The organism is Bradyrhizobium sp. I1.14.4, assembly GCF_050435825.1.
GTDB lineage: Bacteria > Pseudomonadota > Alphaproteobacteria > Rhizobiales > Xanthobacteraceae > Bradyrhizobium.
The window spans coordinates 128,287-145,656 of sequence record NZ_JBNDLA010000014.1; the positions used below are offsets into that span (position 1 = coordinate 128,287).

Annotated in this window: 19 protein-coding genes and 2 pseudogenes; 17 read left to right on the forward strand and 4 right to left on the reverse strand. The window is 63.4% G+C overall.

The genetic code is table 11. The features are described 5' to 3' along the window. Positions 1 to 4: 4 nt before the first annotated feature. The 12 genes and pseudogenes from ABIB78_RS25575 (at position 5) to ABIB78_RS25630 (ending at position 8,703) form a co-directional block, all read left to right on the forward strand. A complete protein-coding gene (locus ABIB78_RS25575; protein ID WP_429029352.1) occupies positions 5 to 790 on the forward strand; it encodes an amino acid ABC transporter ATP-binding protein in 786 nt (261 codons plus the stop codon). A 22-nt stretch (positions 791 to 812) separates the two neighbouring features. Beyond that, positions 813 to 1,205 carry a RidA family protein gene (locus tag ABIB78_RS25580; RefSeq protein WP_429029353.1) on the forward strand — a complete coding sequence of 131 codons (393 nt, stop codon included), beginning with the start codon at positions 813 to 815 and terminating at the stop codon, positions 1,203 to 1,205. Positions 1,206 to 1,217: 12 nt separating this feature from the next. Continuing rightward, complete coding sequence (locus ABIB78_RS25585) at positions 1,218 to 1,844, forward strand: DUF1989 domain-containing protein (protein ID WP_429029354.1); 627 nt, start codon at positions 1,218 to 1,220, stop codon at positions 1,842 to 1,844. Between the two features lie 777 nt (positions 1,845 to 2,621). Next, a complete protein-coding gene (locus tag ABIB78_RS25590) occupies positions 2,622 to 2,981 on the forward strand; it encodes a hypothetical protein (RefSeq protein WP_429029355.1) in 360 nt (119 codons plus the stop codon). A 322-nt stretch (positions 2,982 to 3,303) separates the two neighbouring features. Continuing rightward, positions 3,304 to 4,347 (forward strand): efflux RND transporter periplasmic adaptor subunit, encoded by a 1,044-nt coding sequence (locus ABIB78_RS25595; protein WP_429029396.1) that lies wholly within the window; start codon positions 3,304 to 3,306, stop codon positions 4,345 to 4,347. Positions 4,348 to 4,370: 23 nt separating this feature from the next. Next, positions 4,371 to 5,066 (forward strand): ABC transporter ATP-binding protein, encoded by a 696-nt coding sequence (locus ABIB78_RS25600; RefSeq protein WP_429029356.1) that lies wholly within the window; start codon positions 4,371 to 4,373, stop codon positions 5,064 to 5,066. A 24-nt stretch (positions 5,067 to 5,090) separates the two neighbouring features. Next, positions 5,091 to 6,323 (forward strand): ABC transporter permease, encoded by a 1,233-nt coding sequence (locus ABIB78_RS25605; protein WP_429029357.1) that lies wholly within the window; start codon positions 5,091 to 5,093, stop codon positions 6,321 to 6,323. Between the two features lie 290 nt (positions 6,324 to 6,613). Next, a pseudogene (locus ABIB78_RS25610) lies at positions 6,614 to 6,859 on the forward strand (GNAT family N-acetyltransferase); the annotation flags it as partial. Positions 6,860 to 6,887: 28 nt separating this feature from the next. Further along, entirely contained in the window at positions 6,888 to 7,130 is a 243-nt protein-coding gene (locus ABIB78_RS25615) for a GNAT family N-acetyltransferase (RefSeq protein WP_429029397.1), read from the forward strand. Positions 7,131 to 7,229: 99 nt separating this feature from the next. Next, positions 7,230 to 7,682: a cupin domain-containing protein gene (locus ABIB78_RS25620; RefSeq protein WP_429029358.1), complete on the forward strand. Its 453-nt coding sequence runs from the start codon at positions 7,230 to 7,232 to the stop codon at positions 7,680 to 7,682. A gap of 24 nt (positions 7,683 to 7,706) precedes the next feature. Next, positions 7,707 to 8,394: pseudogene (gene plsY / locus ABIB78_RS25625) on the forward strand (glycerol-3-phosphate 1-O-acyltransferase PlsY). Positions 8,395 to 8,490: 96 nt separating this feature from the next. Next, a complete protein-coding gene (locus ABIB78_RS25630) occupies positions 8,491 to 8,703 on the forward strand; it encodes a hypothetical protein (protein WP_429029359.1) in 213 nt (70 codons plus the stop codon). A 27-nt stretch (positions 8,704 to 8,730) separates the two neighbouring features. Here the strand turns inward: ABIB78_RS25630 and ABIB78_RS25635 are convergent, their stop codons facing one another. Together ABIB78_RS25635 and ABIB78_RS25640 are read right to left on the reverse strand one after the other, a co-directional pair. Beyond that, a complete protein-coding gene (locus tag ABIB78_RS25635) occupies positions 8,731 to 9,663 on the reverse strand; it encodes a sugar kinase (protein WP_429029360.1) in 933 nt (310 codons plus the stop codon). After that, complete coding sequence (locus ABIB78_RS25640) at positions 9,647 to 10,690, reverse strand: SPFH domain-containing protein (RefSeq protein ID WP_429029361.1); 1,044 nt, start codon at positions 10,688 to 10,690, stop codon at positions 9,647 to 9,649. The genes ABIB78_RS25635 and ABIB78_RS25640 overlap by 17 nt, the downstream gene beginning before the upstream one ends. Before the next feature lie 121 nt (positions 10,691 to 10,811). On the opposite strand from ABIB78_RS25640, the gene ABIB78_RS25645 reads away from it, so the two are divergent. Beyond that, positions 10,812 to 11,519, forward strand: a complete 708-nt coding sequence (locus tag ABIB78_RS25645; protein ID WP_429029362.1) for an NUDIX hydrolase — start codon at positions 10,812 to 10,814, stop codon at positions 11,517 to 11,519. Positions 11,520 to 11,535: 16 nt separating this feature from the next. Here the strand turns inward: ABIB78_RS25645 and ABIB78_RS25650 are convergent, their stop codons facing one another. Next, positions 11,536 to 11,748 carry a hypothetical protein gene (locus tag ABIB78_RS25650; protein ID WP_429029363.1) on the reverse strand — a complete coding sequence of 71 codons (213 nt, stop codon included), beginning with the start codon at positions 11,746 to 11,748 and terminating at the stop codon, positions 11,536 to 11,538. 23 nt (positions 11,749 to 11,771) lie between these two features. Here ABIB78_RS25650 and ABIB78_RS25655 point away from each other — a divergent pair, with 23 nt between their 5' ends. The 4 genes from ABIB78_RS25655 to ABIB78_RS25670 all read left to right on the forward strand — a co-directional run bounded on the left by ABIB78_RS25655 (position 11,772) and on the right by ABIB78_RS25670 (position 15,422). Further along, complete coding sequence (locus ABIB78_RS25655; RefSeq protein WP_429029364.1) at positions 11,772 to 12,281, forward strand: copper chaperone PCu(A)C; 510 nt, start codon at positions 11,772 to 11,774, stop codon at positions 12,279 to 12,281. A 135-nt stretch (positions 12,282 to 12,416) separates the two neighbouring features. Then, positions 12,417 to 14,189, forward strand: coding sequence for a PQQ-dependent dehydrogenase, methanol/ethanol family (locus tag ABIB78_RS25660; protein WP_429029365.1), 1,773 nt, complete (start codon positions 12,417 to 12,419; stop codon positions 14,187 to 14,189). Between the two features lie 67 nt (positions 14,190 to 14,256). After that, positions 14,257 to 14,799, forward strand: coding sequence for a c-type cytochrome (locus ABIB78_RS25665; protein ID WP_429029366.1), 543 nt, complete (start codon positions 14,257 to 14,259; stop codon positions 14,797 to 14,799). Continuing rightward, a complete protein-coding gene (locus tag ABIB78_RS25670) occupies positions 14,796 to 15,422 on the forward strand; it encodes a hypothetical protein (protein WP_429029367.1) in 627 nt (208 codons plus the stop codon). The genes ABIB78_RS25665 and ABIB78_RS25670 overlap by 4 nt, the downstream gene beginning before the upstream one ends. Positions 15,423 to 15,636: 214 nt before the next feature. Here the strand turns inward: ABIB78_RS25670 and ABIB78_RS25675 are convergent, their stop codons facing one another. Continuing rightward, positions 15,637 to 17,328, reverse strand: a complete 1,692-nt coding sequence (locus ABIB78_RS25675; protein WP_429029368.1) for a protein kinase domain-containing protein — start codon at positions 17,326 to 17,328, stop codon at positions 15,637 to 15,639. Positions 17,329 to 17,370 lie beyond the last annotated feature (42 nt).

Here is a 17,370-nt window from a genome sequence, read left to right on the forward strand (position 1 = left end):
CGAGATGACAGTGGGGAGCAGGGTTCTCGACGTGGCCGGGGTGTCGAAGCGCTTTGGCGCGCTCGAGGTGCTCTCGGACATCAGCTTTCAGGTCGCGAAGGGCGAGACGGTCTGCGTGCTCGGTCCTTCCGGCTCGGGGAAATCGACGCTGCTACGCTGCATCAACTGGCTCGAGCGGCCCGATGCCGGCCAGATCTATCTGAACGGCGCGCAGATCGGGGTCAACGGCGCCGGGCTGGTCATGAACGACCGCGAGCTGTCGCGGATCAGGACCCGGATCGGCATGGTGTTTCAGCATTTCGCGCTCTGGCCCCATCTCACGGTACTGCAAAACCTGATGGAGGCGCCGGTGCAGGTGCAGAAGCGGCCCAAGGCCGAGGTGCGGGACGAGGCGCTGGAACTGCTCGCAAAGGTCGGACTCGGCGACAAGCGCGATTCTTTCCCGGCCAAATTGTCGGGAGGGCAGAAGCAGCGCGTCGGAATCGCACGCGCGCTCGCGATGCGGCCCGATCTTCTGTTGTTCGACGAGCCCACCAGTGCGCTCGATCCCGAGCTTGTCGGCGAGGTGTTGGTGGTGATGCGTGAGCTGGCCCGTGAGGGCAGAACCATGGTGGTGGTGACCCACGAGATGGGGTTTGCGCGCGATGCGGCGACGCGGATCCTGTTCCTCGACCGTGGGCGGGTGGTCGAGACGGCCGCCCCGGAGCCGTTCTTCTCCAGTCCCGAAACCGAGCGCGCTCGCCAATTCATCCAGCGCTACGCAGGACACGTCGCGAACGGCGGACGCTGAACCTTGATCAAGGAGGAATGCCATGGATCCGATTTTCCATCTGTTGCCCGATGCGCCGAAGCCGGTTGCGCCCTATAGCCACGCCGTCGAGGCCGGACCGTTCGTGTTCGTAACGGGACAGCTTGCCACTGATCCCGATGATGACGATCTTCCGATTCCGCCGGGCATCGAGGCGCAGACGCGCAAGGTGATGGATAATCTGGCCCGCGTGCTCAGGGGCTGCGGGCTGGCCTTTGCCAACGTCGTCTTCGTCCGCATCTATCTGACCGATTTCAAGCGCGACTACGCCGCCATGAATGCGATCTTCTCGACCTACTTCAACGCAGATCGCCGGCCCGGGCGGACCACGGTCGGTGTTACCGACCTGGCGCGCGGCGGTATCATCGAGATCGACTTGATCGCCTTCAAACGGTGAGGAGCCGGTGTGATGGAAACGCGCATCGAAATTCCCGCTCGGCGCGGCAAGGCCGCCCTTGTTGCTGCCGGACAGACGATCACCGTCATCAACACCCATGGCGAGCAAGTCGTCGACACCTGGGCCTTCAACCGCGGCGATCTTGCCGAGTTCATGTCGAACGAGCACACCCGGGCCCATACGCTTCATCTGGTACCGAAACCGGGAGATGTGCTGCGCACCAACAAGCGCCGGCCGATCCTGACCATGACTGAAGACACTTCGGGCGGCGTGCATGACACGCTGATTGCGGCGTGTGATCGCTATCGTTACACCTTCCTCGGCGTCGACGGTCACCATGACAATTGCACTGACAATCTCTTTGCGGGAATGGCGGAACTCGGCCTCGTGCCGCCGGAGGTACCGAGCCCGCTCAATCTTTTCATGAATATTCCCTGGAGCGCGGACGGCGCACTCGGTTTTGCGGCGCCGCCGCGGCCGGTGCCTGGCGGCTACGTGCGCCTGCGCGCCGAAATGGATCTGGTGATCGCCTTCTCTGCCTGTCCGCAGGACATTCTGCCGATCAACCGCAAGGCCGGAAGACCGGTCGAAGCGCATTTCACGGTGACTGGCGAAGCGGTCGGAGCCAGTTCGACGTGAGCCAGACGCAGCAGATCGAGGCCAGTCGGCGGCCTAGCAAGAACTCGGGGCGGCTCGTCAGCAACTGACTCCGGAGAGCTTGCCGGAGCCGGGCGCACTCTGAGCACGTCGAGGGATACGCGGATCGGCCCCACCGCGGATCGTCCGTGCAGCGGATTGGTCGGCAGTTCGTCACCGTTCTGACAACGGGAAATTCTGTAGCGATCTCAATGCGCCAAAAACGCCGAAAATGTCAAAGCGGCTTTTGGAAACACTATAGTTTTTTTGGACCTCCCAAGCTGGATACGAAGGTTTGCTTCCCTTCACCCGCTCCATCCTACGATTTCTACCCGCCCTGCGCCTTTCTGCGATCTGGCTCGCTTTTGAACGCCGCGCTCACTAGTTGACCTCCTTGAGACACAGGCCGATCTCGACGGCTGGCTTGCTCTTCTCATCTTGCGGAGCGGAGCTGCCGATCTGGCGCCAACGCGCCGAGCACGCCCTTGTGAGAGACCTTCCGGGACGTAACGCCACCCGAGTTCACGGTCGACGTATCAACGCCGACCCGTCGCGTCTGGCGTAGGCATCGCGCTCCAAGGATTCTGGCATTCAGAAGGGATCGTCCACGATTTCGATGATTCTGACTCCTCTGTCAGAAACTAACTCATTCGTCATCGCGGACATTGCACGTTATTCCGCGAGAAATAGGAACCGCGGCCGGTCAACTGCATTCAACCGTTCGGCGCTGTCAGCGAACCTGGCGCGCCTCGGCGTACGCAAACCAAACAGGAGTTGATGATGAGAACATTCGCAATCCTTGCGGCAGGCGTATCATTGCTTGCGGGGACCTACCCCGGTCAGGCATCCGACCATCTGTTCACGGCGGTGGGTGCCGGCGGCCTGACGACCTCCAGCAACCCGTTCGTCAAAACCAATGGACGGTCAGCCGACACCGTGCCGGGTCAGGGAAGCCCGCTGTCCGGTGCAGATCACACAACCCCAGCGGCCGAAATAGGGTCGTTGCTCACGCATCACTTCACGCAGCCCAACACCAATGCCAATCCCGGCAACGGCACCCTGAAGACACCACCACCGGTCACGGCCGGAAAGACGGCGCCCTCAGCCAACAGTCCGCATACCGCGGTCATCATACCCTGATCCAGCCGACAGCGATCGCTTCCGATCGCACTCCGCGGCGGCGCGCGTATGTCTCAATCTATCTGAGACGCTTGCGCTGCCAGCGGCAGCAGAACGAAAGGCGCCTATCCTTAAAATGGAGCACCGCATCAGCTAGCGCGGCGAGATCACCATTCGCACGGACAATCAGCCGAGTTTCTCTCGAAGCCTTCTGGTGCGTGTAGCGCTGGGAGCTTTGGCGATTGCCGTCACTTATCCGCTGTGGGTCCCGGACAACTCGGTCTCCGCGATCGGGGACGATCGCGACGAGCTGCGCTATGTCAGCATCGCCCGCGACAACGTCGTGCAGAATGTCACCGCCTCCGGAACGCTCGAAGCGGTCGACACGGTCGAGGTCAGCTCCCAGCTGTCGGGTCAGGTCGCCAAATTGATGGCCGATCACAATTCCCGCGTCCGGGCCGGTGAGCCGCTTGCGGCGCTCGACAGCGCGACCTTTGAAGTCCAGGTCAAGGAAGCGGATGCCGCCCTTGCGGTCGCGTTGGCACAGCACGAGGAGGCCAAGTCAGCCGTCGAGGGCGCACAGGCACGCCACGATGACGCCCTGCGCGATCTTCAGGTCAAGAGCACGCTCAGCAGGAACGGCAGTGTTTCCCAGCGTGACGCCGAGCGCGCGCAGATGACGGCTCGATCGCTCGCCTCCGAATTGTCCGCGACCAAGGCGCGTGAGCAGATTCGCGCGGCCGGAGTGATGGCTGCGCGCGCTTCTCTCGAACGGGTTCGGCTCGATCTCGAGCGAAGCATCATCAAATCGCCGATCGACGGCGTTGTCATTCGGCGCAGCGTCGAGCTTGGTCAAACCGTGGCCGCGAGCCTGCAGGCGCCGACACTGTTCACGATCGCACGCGATCTTTCGGATATGCGCGTCGATGCATCCGTCAGCGAGGCCGACATCGGCGCGGTGCGAACCGGGCAGCGCGCTCTATTCGGCGTCGACTCATATCCCGGGCGCACGTTCGAAGGCCGCGTGCTTGAGATCCGAAAGGCGGCACGGATGGTGCAAAACGTGGTGACCTACACCGTGATGATTTCGGCACCCAATCCCGAAGACTTGTTGCTTCCCGGCATGACCGCGGACGTCCGCATCGTGGTTCAGGAGCAACAAGACGCGATGGTCGTTCCCAACGCTGCGCTGAGTTTTCGGCCAAAGCAGGACGGCGCAAGCAACCCCGCTCCCGGAAAGGGGGTGATCTGGGTCCGCACGAAATCGGGCGCGTTGAAGTCCGCCGCGGTGTCACTGGGTGCTAGCGGAGATTCCCTGACCCAGATCCTTTCGCCAGATCTCCAAATAGGTGAACGGGTTGCCATCGGTTATCGGAGTAAACCTTAGTGGAGCCACCCGGCAGTTGGCGCATGAGTTCGCTCGTCACCCTCGATCAGATCCACAAGCAACACCGGCTCGGCAGCCAAACCGTTCAGGCGCTTTCGGACGTCTGTCTTAAGATCGATCGCGGGGAATTCGTCGCCGTTGTGGGTCCCTCGGGATCGGGAAAATCGACCTTGCTTTCGATCCTGGGCTGCCTCGACCAGCCGTCATGCGGGCGTTACCTTCTTCACGGCGAGAATGTGTTTGTGCAGTCGAAGAGCCGCTTGAGCGAGCTGCGCAATCGGCGCATCGGCATCGTCTTTCAAAACTTCAACCTGTTGCCGCGCCTCTCCGCGCTCGAGAATGTCGCGTTACCGCTGCTCTACCGAGCCGAGCCGCTGCGGAATCCGGTGGCGCGTGCGCGCACGGTGCTCGAACGGGTCGGTCTCGGCCCCCGGATGCACCATGTGCCCGCCCAACTGTCGGGGGGAGAGCAGCAGCGCGTTGCGATCGCGCGCGCGATTGTCAACGGTCCCGACCTTCTGCTGGCGGATGAACCGACCGGCGCACTGGATACCAGCACGCGCGATGCCATTCTCGCGCTCCTCTGCGAATTGCAGCGCGCCGCACTCACGGTCGTGCTGGTGACGCACGACCCCGAGGTCGCAGGGTGCGCGCGGCGCACGATCAGGTTACGGGACGGCGTCATCGTCGGCGAATCGGGACGTCACGACACCTCATGAACTCTTGCTCAATGCGGGATTCCCATGCGATCGTTCAACTATGTTGATCTGGCGTTTCGGTCGGTACGCGCGCATATATTGCGGTCTATTCTCGCTGTGACCGGCATTGTCATCGGCATTGCTGCTGTCGTGATTGTCGTCGCTGTGGCGGAAGGGGCGCGTGCGGAGATCTCGAGGCAGATAAATTCGCTTGGCTCAAATCTGTTGCTTGTGCAACCCGGCGCGCAACTCGCGCAGGGCGTGCGACATCAGGCGGGCACCATCCTCTCGCTTACGACAGCCGATGCGCTGGCGATCGCTCGCGAGGTACCCGACGTTGACATTGCGGCACCGTTCGTCGGTGAGCAGAAGACGACGATATCAGGGGACCTGAACTGGTCGACGCTGGTCGCCGGTGTCACGCCGAAATTTTTTGAAGCGCGGGGCTGGAGGCTCGCGGAAGGCCAACTCCTTAACGACGACCATGTCGCATCGGCCGCAAAGGTCGCGGTTGTCGGCCGTACTTTGGCCCGTGAACTGTTCAGGGGCAGCGACCCGCTTGGCCGTTTCGTCCGCATTGACCGCTCGTCCTATCTCGTGATCGGAGTGCTGGCCGAGAAGGGTCAGGATTTCACGGGTCGGGACCAGGACGACGTCTTGTTCATTCCGTTGTCGTCCGCCAAAATCTTCACGATCGGACGCAGTCAAGCCAACCCGGATGCGGTGCATACGATCCTCGTGAAGACGGAGTCCGCTCAGTCGATGCAAGCAGCGGAAACGGCAATTGCTCGCGTGCTGCGGCTGCGTCACAGGATCACGGGGCGCAAGGCTGACGATTTTCGCATTCAAAACCTCATCCAGATCGCCCAGACGGGCGACCGGGCCTATCGCCAGTTCACCTTGCTGGTGTCCACGCTCTCGGGAATTTCCCTGCTGGTCGGCGGCATTGGCGTGATGAACATCATGCTCGTATCGGTCACTGAACGGATCAACGAGATCGGAGTCCGACTGGCGTTCGGCGCCCGCCCACAAGACATACGGAAACAGTTTCTATTGGAAGGCGTGCTCCTGTGCACCATCGGTGGCCTGTTGGGACTCATTGTTGGCTACGTATGCGCACGCGTGGTCCCCTCCGCTCTAGGTTGGCCTGTCGAGTTCAACGGACAGATGGCGTTGATCGCGATCGCCTGCTCCAGTCTCGTCGGTGTTCTCTTCGGTCTTCTGCCCGCTGAGCGGGCGGCGCGTTTGGATCCGGCGGTGCTGCTAAGGTCCGGGTAGTCGTGCCAAGACCACGCGCTAGCCAGCGTAGCCGCGTTCGCCGAACACTGTCCCGAGCGTTTGTCGTCTGGCGGCCCACCAACATCCCATGAAACGTCCAACAAAGCGTTCCAACACAAGTATTTGTCGTCCTCCTAAGTTGCTGATATATGGGGGAAATCGGCTCGAAGAAATTGAATCGGCGCGCTTCACCCGCTCCAATTCCGCTAGAACAGCCAGGCCTCACGATAGACGGCGCGATCGATGTGCCGGCCGATCGGCCATGCTGCAGCTGCAAGTTGAGACACGGAATGAACGTGCATTCCACCGAGATCCGCCGCCTTGTGCATGCCGACGCTGCTCTCTATCGCGACATCCGTCTCGAGGCGCTGCGCTTGAGCCCTGAGGCGTTCGGCAGTGCGTATGAGACGGAGAGCGTGCATCCCGTCGGCTGGTTTGCGGAGCGGCTCGCGCACGGCGCCGTGATGCTTGGGGCGTTTCGGGGCGGCGAACTCGCAGGCATCGTTGGCTTCGTCGCGGCGGAAGGGCCGAAGCGGCAGCACAAGGGCGCGCTGGTTGGCATGTATGTGCGCCAGGCGGCGCGGCGCGCGGGTGTCGGCCGCCGCCCTGGTCGAAGCCGCACTCGAACTCGCCGCGCAGTCGGTCGAGCTGGTGCAACTGGCTGTGGTAAAGGACAACGTGCCGGCCGTTCGGCTCTACGAGAGCACGGGCTTTGTGGAGTACGGGCTGGAGACGCACGCGTTGAAGATCGGCGGCCGCTACTATGACGACATCCTGATGGCGAAGGATCTGGCCGGGCGCAGCTGACTGCGCGCTCGGTCAAGCGACACAATTCCGGCGCGGCGTTGCGATAGGTGCATCCGCGCATTGCGCATTCGCTTGCCGCCATTGCCCTGGGGAAACGCCATGCCGAAGATCGACCTGACAAAAGTGCCGGAACGCAAGGGGACCGGCTATCCGGCTGAATTCGCCGTGCCATGTGCGGAGCGGGTGCGGCAACGTCTCGGCGACGCCGGCGGGCTCGCCGACTTCGGCGTCAATCTGATGCAGCTGCCGCCGGGCAACTGGTCAAGCCAGCGCCACTGGCATTCGGACGAGAACGAGTTCGTCTATGTGCTCGCGGGTGAGGTGGTGCTGATCGAGGACGGCGGCGAGACGGTGCTGCGGGCTGGTGATTGTGCGGCGTTTCCGAAAAACTCCGGCAACGGGCATCACATGATCAACAGGTCGCAGATCACCGCCACCTATCTCGAGGTCGGCTCGCGCTCGCGCACCGACGTCATCACCTGCTCCGACATCGACATGATGAGCCCGAGCTCCGACGGCCGCTTCCTGCACAAGGACGGCACGCCGTACTGAAGTGAGAAGGTCGAGGTGAATCCCGTGATTTTCTGGATAGCGAGTGTGACGGGATTGGCGATCGCCTACCTTTTCGGGGCGACGCCGACGGGCTATCTGGCGGGGAAATTGCTCAAGGGCATCGATATCCGGGAGCACGGCTCCAAATCCACTGGCGCAACGAACGTATTGCGGACCTTGGGGAAGTGGCCTGCGCTGGTGGTTCTTCTGGTCGATGTCCTGAAAGGTGCTGGGGCGATCGCCTTTGCCCGCTGGTTTTATCCTTGGCTTTATACACTGCCGTCCGTCATGCCACCGGCAGCACTCGACCTGCAAACCTGGGTGCCCTGGGCGGTTGGTCTGGCCGGACTGGCCGCGTTGCTGGGGCATGGTCGCTCGATCTGGCTGAATTTTACAGGGGGGCAAATCCGCCGCGACGGGGCTCGGCGTGCTGCTGGCGCTGTCCTGGCTCGCGGCTTTGGGTGCTGTGACCGTTTTTGGCGTTACGCTGGCAATCTTCCGGATTGTTTCCCTGAGTTCGATGCTCGCGGCGTTGACGGCGATCGCCCTGATCTGCGGCCTCGAGCAACCGTTGCCCTACCGGATACTGGTGATTGCAGGCAGCATTTATGTGATTGTGCGCCATCGCGCCAACATCCAGCGGCTACTGGTTGGGACGGAGCCGCGCCTGGGGCAAGGCAGCCCGGAATCGAACGCCGAATCCAAAATCTAGTGCGCGCGCGTCCAGGAAGCGCGGGCCGGCCGAAGCATCCGGCGGCAACAAGAATCCTCGATCAGCCGTTGCAGATACGCCAGCGAGGCGCCAAACTTGAGCTATGCCGGTCGTCGGACGCTTGCCATGACGCAATGGTACTTCATTTGGGTTGAAGGTCTGCGCGGACCTGAGCCGCAGAAATGGTCGTCGGAAGGGCTCGTCGGACAGCTGGCCCGTCAGGACGTGATTGTCCGCTTTCCCTTGACCGATCGAGAAGCCCATCTCTCGCTCGACCAGCTGGCAAAATTGCACCCGATTCCTGAATGAATGCCCGTCCACGCGCGTGCGGCCGTCTCACACCACCAGCCGGCCTTCGCGATCGGCGACCGTGATCTGCGCTTCCGTCCCCGAATTGAAGTCGAGCCGATCGGCCTCAATGCCGTCGCTGAAGATCACGCCGTTCTCCGGCATCAGCGAACGCACACTGAGATGCCCGGTGCGTTCGAGGCTGCCGCAGACGAGGGTCACCTGCGAGGTGCGGCTCGGAAACGGCTCACGCACGGCAAAGCGGAGCACGCCGGCGTCCCATGCCTGCGGCAGATAGGGCGGGCTGCCGCTGCCGCCGAAGGCGCCGGCGATTGCGAGCGAGCCGGTGACGATGCTCTTGAACCAGGCGGTCGAGCCAAGCCCGGTCGCGACGATCAGGCCGCTCGACGACTGCCGTTCCTTCTGTTCGGCGAGCGCGATCTCGTAGATCGCCGACGTATGCGTGCGCGCACCGATGAAGAGGTCGTTGACGGCGTACAGCACTTGGCCGTTGGTGAGCTCGGCCCTGGCCATCGTCACCGCCTTGTGGCCGCGCTTGTCGGATGCGACCTCGCGCAGCAGGGCCGGGAGATCGCGCGGCACGAAGGGTAGCAGGACGCCGTCGTAGCGCCTGGCGTCCGGATTGAGTCCGATCAGCGGATGTCGGTCGAGATACTTCATCGTGTTGGCGACGACGCCGTCCTGGCCGAGCGCCACCACGATGTCGGAGCGGCCGAAGATGAAGTTCGGCAGAAAACTCCGGTCGATGATCTGGTAGCGGCCCCATTGCTCCAGCGCCTGCACGGTGACGCGGCGCTCGCCCTGGTAGACATCGTGCTCGCGCTGGTAGTCGGAGAAGTCAGCGCCGAGATGCTCGACATAGAAGCGGGCCTGCGCCGCCGTCAGATATTTTGCGATCAGCTCCTCGAGCCGGGTCTTGCGGGTGACGAGGACGATCTTGCGGTCATTGTCGGCGGGCACGGGGAGCCTCCACAGCGGGCCTTTCCAGCAGCGTGTTGAGCAGATCGGGCGAGACGTTGAGCTGGCCGATCTTCTCGGCCTTTTCGGCAATGCTGCTGAAGGCCTGCGCGATCAGCTGTCCCGGCTGCATGCCGGCTGCGGCCAGCGCCTGGATCACGCGGGTGTCGACGCCCTCGAAGATCTTCATCAGTGCGCCGACCCGGTAGGCCTCGGCATCGGCCAGCGTGCGGGTGTTCTCCGCATTCAGGCTAACAAAGTCCTTGCGCTTGCTCTCCAGCGTGATGTCGGCGACCATGCCGGCCTCGCGCAGCTCGGCCTGCTTGGCCGCGACGCTCGCTTCGGCATCCATCTGGGTCTCCCGGATCGAGCGCTTCTTCTGCTCGACGGCGATCTCGGTGTCGAGCTCGCTCTCGCGGATGGCGCGTTCCTGCTCCACCGCAAAGTTGCGCCGCGCGAAGATCGCCTCGTCGGCGCTCTTGAGGATCGCTTCGCGCGCTTCGGCCTCCAGCGCCTTGGCAGTGTCGGGCGTCGGCTTCACACCGCGGATCGAGACCCCCAGGATTTCGAGACCGAGGGAGGTGATGTCGGCGCGGCCGCGCAGCTCGCCCTCGATCAGGCCGGCGATGCGGTCGGCGGCCTGCAGGGCTTCCTTCAATGTCAGCTCCTTCACCGCCCGCTGCGCCAGCACCTCGACGGTCGCGAGAATCCGCTGCGGCAGCTTTTCCGGGTCGTCGGACTCATAGGTCTTGCCGTCGGCCTTGAGGGTGAAGTTGAGCATCGCGGCGGCCTTCTGCGGCTCGCTGATCCGGTAGGTGACATGGCCTTGGATGGTCAGCGCCTGAAAGTCGCGCGCGATCTGCTGGAAGATGAAGGCGGCGTCGCGGCTGCCGATCGGGACTGCAACCAGCGAGATGACCGGCCCATAATAGAAGCCGGACAGGCCGGCGCCCTGCTGGGTCACCGCGCCGCGGCGGTATTTCATGAGATAGGTGGTCGGCTGGACCTTGATGAAGCGGAGACCGAACATGGCGTGCACTCCAGAGTAAGTGTGTCTGAACAACTAAGTTAGTTGGACTGTACAACTAAGTATGCTATTGTCAAGCCGGGACGTGAAACGGTTCACGCCGTCAGGAGGAGCGGGGGAGAGCATGCCCGAGAAGCCGGAACCCGACTTTCCGAGGCCGCTGACGACAGTCGACGTCGTCATTTTCGCCATCAGGTCAGACGCGCTCCAGGTCCTGCTGGTTCAACGCCCGAAGGCGGAAACCGAGCCGTTTCCAGGATCTTGGGCGTTGCCCGGCGGCTTCGTCGATATCGCCGGCGATCGCGACCTCGAAGCCTGCGCGGCGCGCAAGCTGAAGGACAAGACCGGCGTGATCAGTCCCTATCTTGAGCAACTCGGCAGCTGGGGCAGCGCGTCGAGGGATCCGCGTGGCTGGTCTGCGACGCACGCCTACTTCGCATTGCTGCCGGAGCATGCAGCCAGCGGAGCGCTGGCCGCGGATGCGCAGTGGTTCGCGGTCGAGGGCGAAAAGGTGAGGCCAAAGCTTGCCTTCGACCATGGCGAGATCCTGCAAACCGCGATCCAGCGCCTGCGCAGCAAGGTCGAGTACACTTCGCTGCCCGCCTATCTGATGCCATCGGAATTCACGCTGCCGGAGTTGCAGCGCACCTATGAGATCGTGCTTGATCGCCCGCTGGAGAAGAGCGCATTCCGCACTCGCATGCTCGCCGCCGACCTGATCGAACCGGTCGCGAAGATGCGCAAGGGGCCGAACCGGCCGGCACAGCTCTACCGATTGAAGAAGGCCAGGGCGCCGGTGTTTTTCACGCGGACGTTCAATCCGCCGGCATGAGACTCCTGATGGGGCGTCAAACCGAAAGGTCGAAGCCGGGCGTCGCGATGCCGGAGAAAAACGAAGCCAGGAACATCTTTCCAAGCGGCATGCGCTGCATCGCGCTCAGCCGGCGGAAGTGCATCGAGATCACGCATGCGCAAAAAGTTAGCATGACCGCTATGCATGTCGAAATCGCAATGAAGCGCGGTTCCCGAGCTTCAATCGCTGGCAGCGCGCGGCGAAGCATGAAACAATGGCGCAAAAATCAAGATGGGCAAGATGGGAGAGAAATTGATGTCGTTCGAGCGGGGGTTGCATTGCGCCGTTGCGTGCAAGACCGTCAAGTGCAGATCATGGATCGCGTTGCCATTATTCTGCCTGATCGGCACGTTCGGAGTGATACATAACGCCGTCGCGAACGAATCCCTGCAGATTGTGGATGCGCGTGTACCGGCGGTCGATAAAGCGGGCGGGGACCTTCCCTTGACGATGACGATCAAGAACGAGGCCGACAGCGCCGACGCGCTGCTCCGCGTCCGCTGCCCGGTCGCGAATTTTTCCGAGCGTCACATCGTCGACCGTGGCGAAGGCGCGCCTGCGATGCGCTCGATATCCAATATACCAGTCGCGGCCAAGGCAACGCTCGAGCTGAAGCGTGACGGTTATCACGTGATGCTGCTGCAGTTGCGTCAGGTACTCGCACCGGGCGAGACCTTCAAATGCGCAATCGTTTTTCAGAAAGCAGGCACCATCGAGACGGAGGTACAGGTCCAGAAGTGACCCAAGATATAGGTGACTAAGGAAGGCGGCGGGCGGCACAGCCGATCGCCGGGACTCAAGGCTTCTCGCGCGGTCGCCCGTATGTGACGGGCGGTTCGATCAATGAAGAATGCTAGATCCGGAGGAAATAAACCGATGACAAGGTTGAATTGGGTTAAATCGCACGTGCTTGCGGCGGCAGTAGCATCCGCTGCGACCTTCGCGGGCTCGTTCGCGCTCGCCGACGATGTCAGCCAGGAGCGTCTGCTCAATGCTGACAAGGAAGCAGGCAACTGGCTGCATCATCACAAGAACTATTCGGCGACCCGCTTCTCGTCGCTGACGGATATCAACAAGGACAACGTCAAGAACCTGAAGGTCGCTTGGACCATGCATCTGGGCGGCGTTGAGGGCGGCGGCATCTGGGCGCATGGCGGCCTGGAAGGAACTCCGATCGTCGAGAACGGATTCATGTACGTCACCGACGGCTGGGGCTCGGTCTACAAGATCGATGCGCACGGCGGCAAAGGCGTGCTGGTCTGGAAGATGGATCCCAAGACCGACCACGACTGGGCCGGCGCCGTCGCCTGCTGCGGCGTCGACAACCGCGGCGTCGCGCTGTGGAACAACCTCGTCATCTCGCACACGCTTGACGGCCGCCTGATTGCGACCAACAAGGAGACCGGGCAGGTCGCATGGCAGCGTCAGGTCGCCGATCCCGACAAGGGTGAGGTGATCACCGGCGCGCCATTGATCGTCAAGGACATGGCTGTCACCGGTGTGGCGGGCGCCGAATACGGCATTCGCGGCTGGATCGCCGCGACCGACCTGAAGAGTCAGAAGGAAATCTGGCGCACCCACACCATCCCGGGCAAGGACGAGCCGGGTCACGAGACCTGGAAGGACGACAAGAACGCCAAGGCAAGCGGTGGCGGATCGACCTGGGTCACCGGCAGCTACGACCCGTCGACCAACACCATCGTCTGGGGTGTCGGCAATCCCGGACCGGACTGGGACAACGAGTACCGGCCCGGCGACAACCTCTACACCGACTCTTCGCTTGGTCTCGATGCCGACACCGGCAAGATCAAGTGGCACTACCAGCACACGCCGAACGATCCCTACGACTATGACAGCGTGGCGGAGAACGTGCTGGTCGACGTTCCCGGTCCGAACAACACGACGCTGAAGCTCGCGCTCGAGGCGGACCGCAACGGCTTTGCCTATGCGGTCGATCGCAACACCGGCAAGTTCATCTGGGGTCTGCCCTTCGTCAAGAAGGTGACCTGGACCAAGGGTCTCGATCCCGAGTCCGGCAAGCCGGTGGAGTATGATCCGAAGCAGGGCGTGCAGAAGTACAATGCGTCGGTCACGCCGAGCCGCACCAACAAGGAGACGGACATCTGCCCGGGCAACATGGGGGGCAAGAACTGGCCGCCGACCGCGTATAATCCGAACCTCAAGCTCTGGTACATCCCGGTCATCGAGAGCTGCAACCGGATCAAAGTCGAGGAGATGACGCCGGACAAGGTGAAGGCGCGCGAGTTCTTCACCGGCGGCGGACCGAGCCAGCCGGTCAAGATCACCGGCAGCGTGACCGCGATCGACGTCACCACCGGCAAGGTGGCGGGAAAGGCGGAGACGCAATTCCCGAACCTCGGCGGCATCCTGGCGACGCCCGACCTCGTGTTCTCTGGACAGCCGTCGGGCGAGGTGATCGCCTATGACGCGAAATCGCTGCAGCAGCTCTGGCAGTTCAACACCGGCGGTGGCGTCAACGCGCCTCCGATGACGTTCTCGGTGGACGGCAAGCAGTACGTCGCGGTCCTGGTCGGCCTCGGCGGTGCCTGGGACAAGTGGTTCATCGATGCCACGCCCGAGCTGAAGCGGATGCAGCCGGGCTCGATGCTCTACGTGTTCGCGCTCTGACATCGCAAGCGCGGGAGGCTTCAGCGAGAGGCCTCCCGCGTCGATCTCGCCGAGAGAAACAGAATAAATGAAACAAGTATGGCTGGTTGGCGCGTGGCTCGGCTACGCGCTCGTGACGGGATTTGTGAGTACGGCGCAGGCACAGTCGGCGGGCGATCCGACCGATGCGGGCAAGGCGGTGTTCAAGCGCGGCAATTGCGTCGGCTGCCACAAATGGCACGGCAATGGCGGCGGCGGCTATGGCGGCGACGCGCTGTCGCTGCGCAAGACCGAGCTGACGCGGGAACAGATCATCGAGACCGTGACGTGCGGGCGGCCGGGCACCGGCATGCCGTTCTTCGTGCGCGGCTCCTATGACACCACGAAATGCTACGAGATGACCCGGCAGGATGTCGCGGACCGCATGCCGCCCGAGGCGAATGTGTTCCTGCGGCCGAACGAGATCGAGGCGGTCGCCGATTACGTGCTCGCCCACGTCAAGGGCAAGGGCGAGCCAACCTATGACGAATGCATCGCTTTCTTCGGCGACGGCTCGCGCGTCTGCAATATCTACAAGGAGGCCGGGCACGCGGCCGCGCCGTCCGACCAGAGCGAGAAGGCAAAGCCATGAGCAAGCACCGATCGGCAATTCGTGGTTTGGTTTTTGCTGCAACCGTCATCGCGACCGTCCCGGCGCTGGCCACCGCGGGAGACCTGCGCGACATCAATGTCGGAATGGCCATCAGCAGCGTTCCGGACGCCGGATACATCAACCTGACCTGTGTCGGCGAGAAGACGCACAGATTGGCGGACTGGGCGCAGTGGCCGAGTTGCCCGGCCGGGCCGGACCAGCTGCGCGGCATTCGCTTCGAGTACGATCGCGAGACCGCGCGGGAAGGCACCATGGTCGGCGGCCATCCGGCGATCCTGACCGTGATGATCGACCAGGACGCCAAGATCGCGGCGCTGACGATCGAGACCGACCCGAAGGCGCGGCTCTATCTGCGCAAGAAGGCGTTCCTGCTCGGCCTGCAGGCGAAATCGCGCTATGGCGAGGACGGCTGGAGTTGCTCGGACGCGCAGCCGGGCGGCGACAAGCAGCCCGTCGGCGGCAGCTTTGTCGACCAGATATGCAGCAAGACGACCGATGGCCGAACGATCGAGATCGAGCGGCATCTCTTTCGCGAGCCGAACAAGGAGCTCAAGGATATGACCGACGAGACCCGGATCACGATCCGCCGCGCCGGGTCTTGAGAGCCCGAGCGGTACAGCGTTCTCGGCGGCCTTCTAAACGACTCATATGGCTCTATTTTTTTCACGGCTTTGTCCCGGCCATCCACGTCTTTCTTGCGCGCAGCAAAGACGTGGATGTCCGGCAGCCGGCTACACCAAGGCTTCGCCGGGCTTTGTTGCAAGTCTCGCCGAAGCTTCAGCGAAGGCGGACACAGGGCCGGCGTGACGGAGCAGCCTAATGCCGCGCCAGAAGCACCACGATGATCAGGGCCAGGATGGCGCACAGCACCTTCCAGAAGGTCACGGGATCGCGGTCGTGCAGCGATTTGCGGGTCGTGACGGCGGGGCCGGCCCAGGTCGCGCCGTTTTCCAGTTCGTGCGCGAACTCGATGGCGTCGCCGAAGCGTTGCGCGGGCTCGATGCTGAGCGCCTTGCCGATCACGGCATCGAGCCAGGCCGGCAGGTCCGGCCGGTAGCGTGACAGCGGCGCGGGCTTGCCGAAGCGTGGCCGCGAGAAAGGCTCGATCTCGCCGAACGGATAGTTCGCGGTGAACATGCGGTAGACGGTGACGCCGAGCGCGAACAGGTCGGAGGCCTCATCGCCGGCCTTGCCGCCGAACAGTTCGGGCGCCATGTAGCTCGCGGTTCCCGGAATGTCCTCGGCAGGAAAATCCTCCAAGAGCGGCACGCGCGCGACGCCGAGATCGACGAGGCGCAATCCGCCGTCCTTCGAGAGGATCACGTTCTCGGGCTTGATGTCGCGATGGATGATGCCGGCGCGGTGCAACGCCGTGACCGCGCACACCAGCTTGGTTGCAATCGCGATGCCCTCGGTGAGCGAGAGCCGCGGTGCGTGGTTGAGCCGCTGCTCCAGCGTTTCGCCTTCGTAGAGCGGCATCGCCGAATAGAGCCTGGTCTGCCGCTCCGCCGGCACTTCGATGATCTCGCCGATCCAGAGGCTGCGCACGCGCGCGGCGACCCACGCCTCGCGCACGAAGGCGAGGCGGTAGGAGCCCTCGCTCGCGACCCGCGGATGCGGAAATTTCAGCACGACCTCGCGGCCTGCGCGCTTGTCGGTCGCTTTGAACAGGCGGCTGTAGCGTCCGTCGGACAGCACGTCGCCGAGCGCGAAATCGTCGATCGTGTCGCCGCTTTCCGGCAAATCGAGGATCGGCAGCGTCGCGATCGCGTGGGTGAGATCGTCGCGATCTGCCGGCGGCAGGTCGACGACGTCGAGCACCAGCGCGGTCGTATTGTCGCTGCTGCCGGCCGCGAGCGCGGCATCGACGATGCTGTGCGCCGACTCGTCCGGCGGCGTGCGTTCCTCCAGCAGTTGCTGAAGGCGGGAATCGCCCAGCGCGCCGTGAACTCCGTCGCTGCAGATCAGGAGACGATCATGCTGCCGGAGCCCGACGGAGGTGGTATCGAAGCGGGCGAACTCCTCGAAACCGATGGCGCGGTTGAGCAGATGGGCGAGGTCGCCGCGGCCGGCGATATGGTCCTGCGTCAAGCGTTCTAGCCGTCCGTCGCTCAGGCGATAGGCGCGGGTGTCGCCGATATGGATCACATGGCATTGCCGCCGCGACAGGATGATGGAGGAGAAAGCGCAGGCCATGCCGCTGCGCGCGGCATCGACGCGGCCCTGGCCATAGATCCAGCTGTTCGCGGCTTCCAGCGCCCGCGCGGCGCGGCGGCGGACGCCGAGCGTCTCGGGCAGCGAATAGTAGGCGTCGATGAAGCTGCGGACGGCGACCTCCGCGGCCTCGCGTCCACCCTTGTGGCCACCGACGCCGTCGGAGACCGCGGCCACGACATCGCGATGAAGCGAGCCCGGCCTGCCGAGGCAGGCCGCGACATAGTCCTCATTGGCGGCGCGCTTGCCGGTCTCGCTGGCGAACCCGACGCGAACGCCCAGATCCCTTTGCAAGTCGCGCTGCAAATTCCGTTGCGAGCCGTTCGCCACGTCCGA

Excerpts from the sequence above, each read along its gene's own strand:
- ABIB78_RS25575 (WP_429029352.1), top strand. The coding sequence starts at position 5 with ATGACAGTGGGGAGCAGGGTTCTCGACGTGGCCGGGGTGTCGAAGCGC.
- ABIB78_RS25580 (WP_429029353.1), top strand. The coding sequence starts at position 813 with ATGGATCCGATTTTCCATCTGTTGCCCGATGCGCCGAAGCCGGTTGCG.
- ABIB78_RS25585 (WP_429029354.1), top strand. The coding sequence starts at position 1,218 with ATGGAAACGCGCATCGAAATTCCCGCTCGGCGCGGCAAGGCCGCCCTT.
- ABIB78_RS25590 (WP_429029355.1), top strand. The coding sequence starts at position 2,622 with ATGAGAACATTCGCAATCCTTGCGGCAGGCGTATCATTGCTTGCGGGG.
- ABIB78_RS25600 (WP_429029356.1), top strand. The coding sequence starts at position 4,371 with ATGAGTTCGCTCGTCACCCTCGATCAGATCCACAAGCAACACCGGCTC.
- ABIB78_RS25605 (WP_429029357.1), top strand. The coding sequence starts at position 5,091 with ATGCGATCGTTCAACTATGTTGATCTGGCGTTTCGGTCGGTACGCGCG.
- ABIB78_RS25615 (WP_429029397.1), top strand. The coding sequence starts at position 6,888 with ATGTGCGCCAGGCGGCGCGGCGCGCGGGTGTCGGCCGCCGCCCTGGTC.
- ABIB78_RS25620 (WP_429029358.1), top strand. The coding sequence starts at position 7,230 with ATGCCGAAGATCGACCTGACAAAAGTGCCGGAACGCAAGGGGACCGGC.
- ABIB78_RS25640 (WP_429029361.1), bottom strand. The coding sequence starts at position 10,690 with ATGTTCGGTCTCCGCTTCATCAAGGTCCAGCCGACCACCTATCTCATG.
- ABIB78_RS25645 (WP_429029362.1), top strand. The coding sequence starts at position 10,812 with ATGCCCGAGAAGCCGGAACCCGACTTTCCGAGGCCGCTGACGACAGTC.
- ABIB78_RS25650 (WP_429029363.1), bottom strand. The coding sequence starts at position 11,748 with ATGCTTCGCCGCGCGCTGCCAGCGATTGAAGCTCGGGAACCGCGCTTC.
- ABIB78_RS25655 (WP_429029364.1), top strand. The coding sequence starts at position 11,772 with ATGGGCAAGATGGGAGAGAAATTGATGTCGTTCGAGCGGGGGTTGCAT.
- ABIB78_RS25660 (WP_429029365.1), top strand. The coding sequence starts at position 12,417 with ATGACAAGGTTGAATTGGGTTAAATCGCACGTGCTTGCGGCGGCAGTA.
- ABIB78_RS25665 (WP_429029366.1), top strand. The coding sequence starts at position 14,257 with ATGAAACAAGTATGGCTGGTTGGCGCGTGGCTCGGCTACGCGCTCGTG.
- ABIB78_RS25670 (WP_429029367.1), top strand. The coding sequence starts at position 14,796 with ATGAGCAAGCACCGATCGGCAATTCGTGGTTTGGTTTTTGCTGCAACC.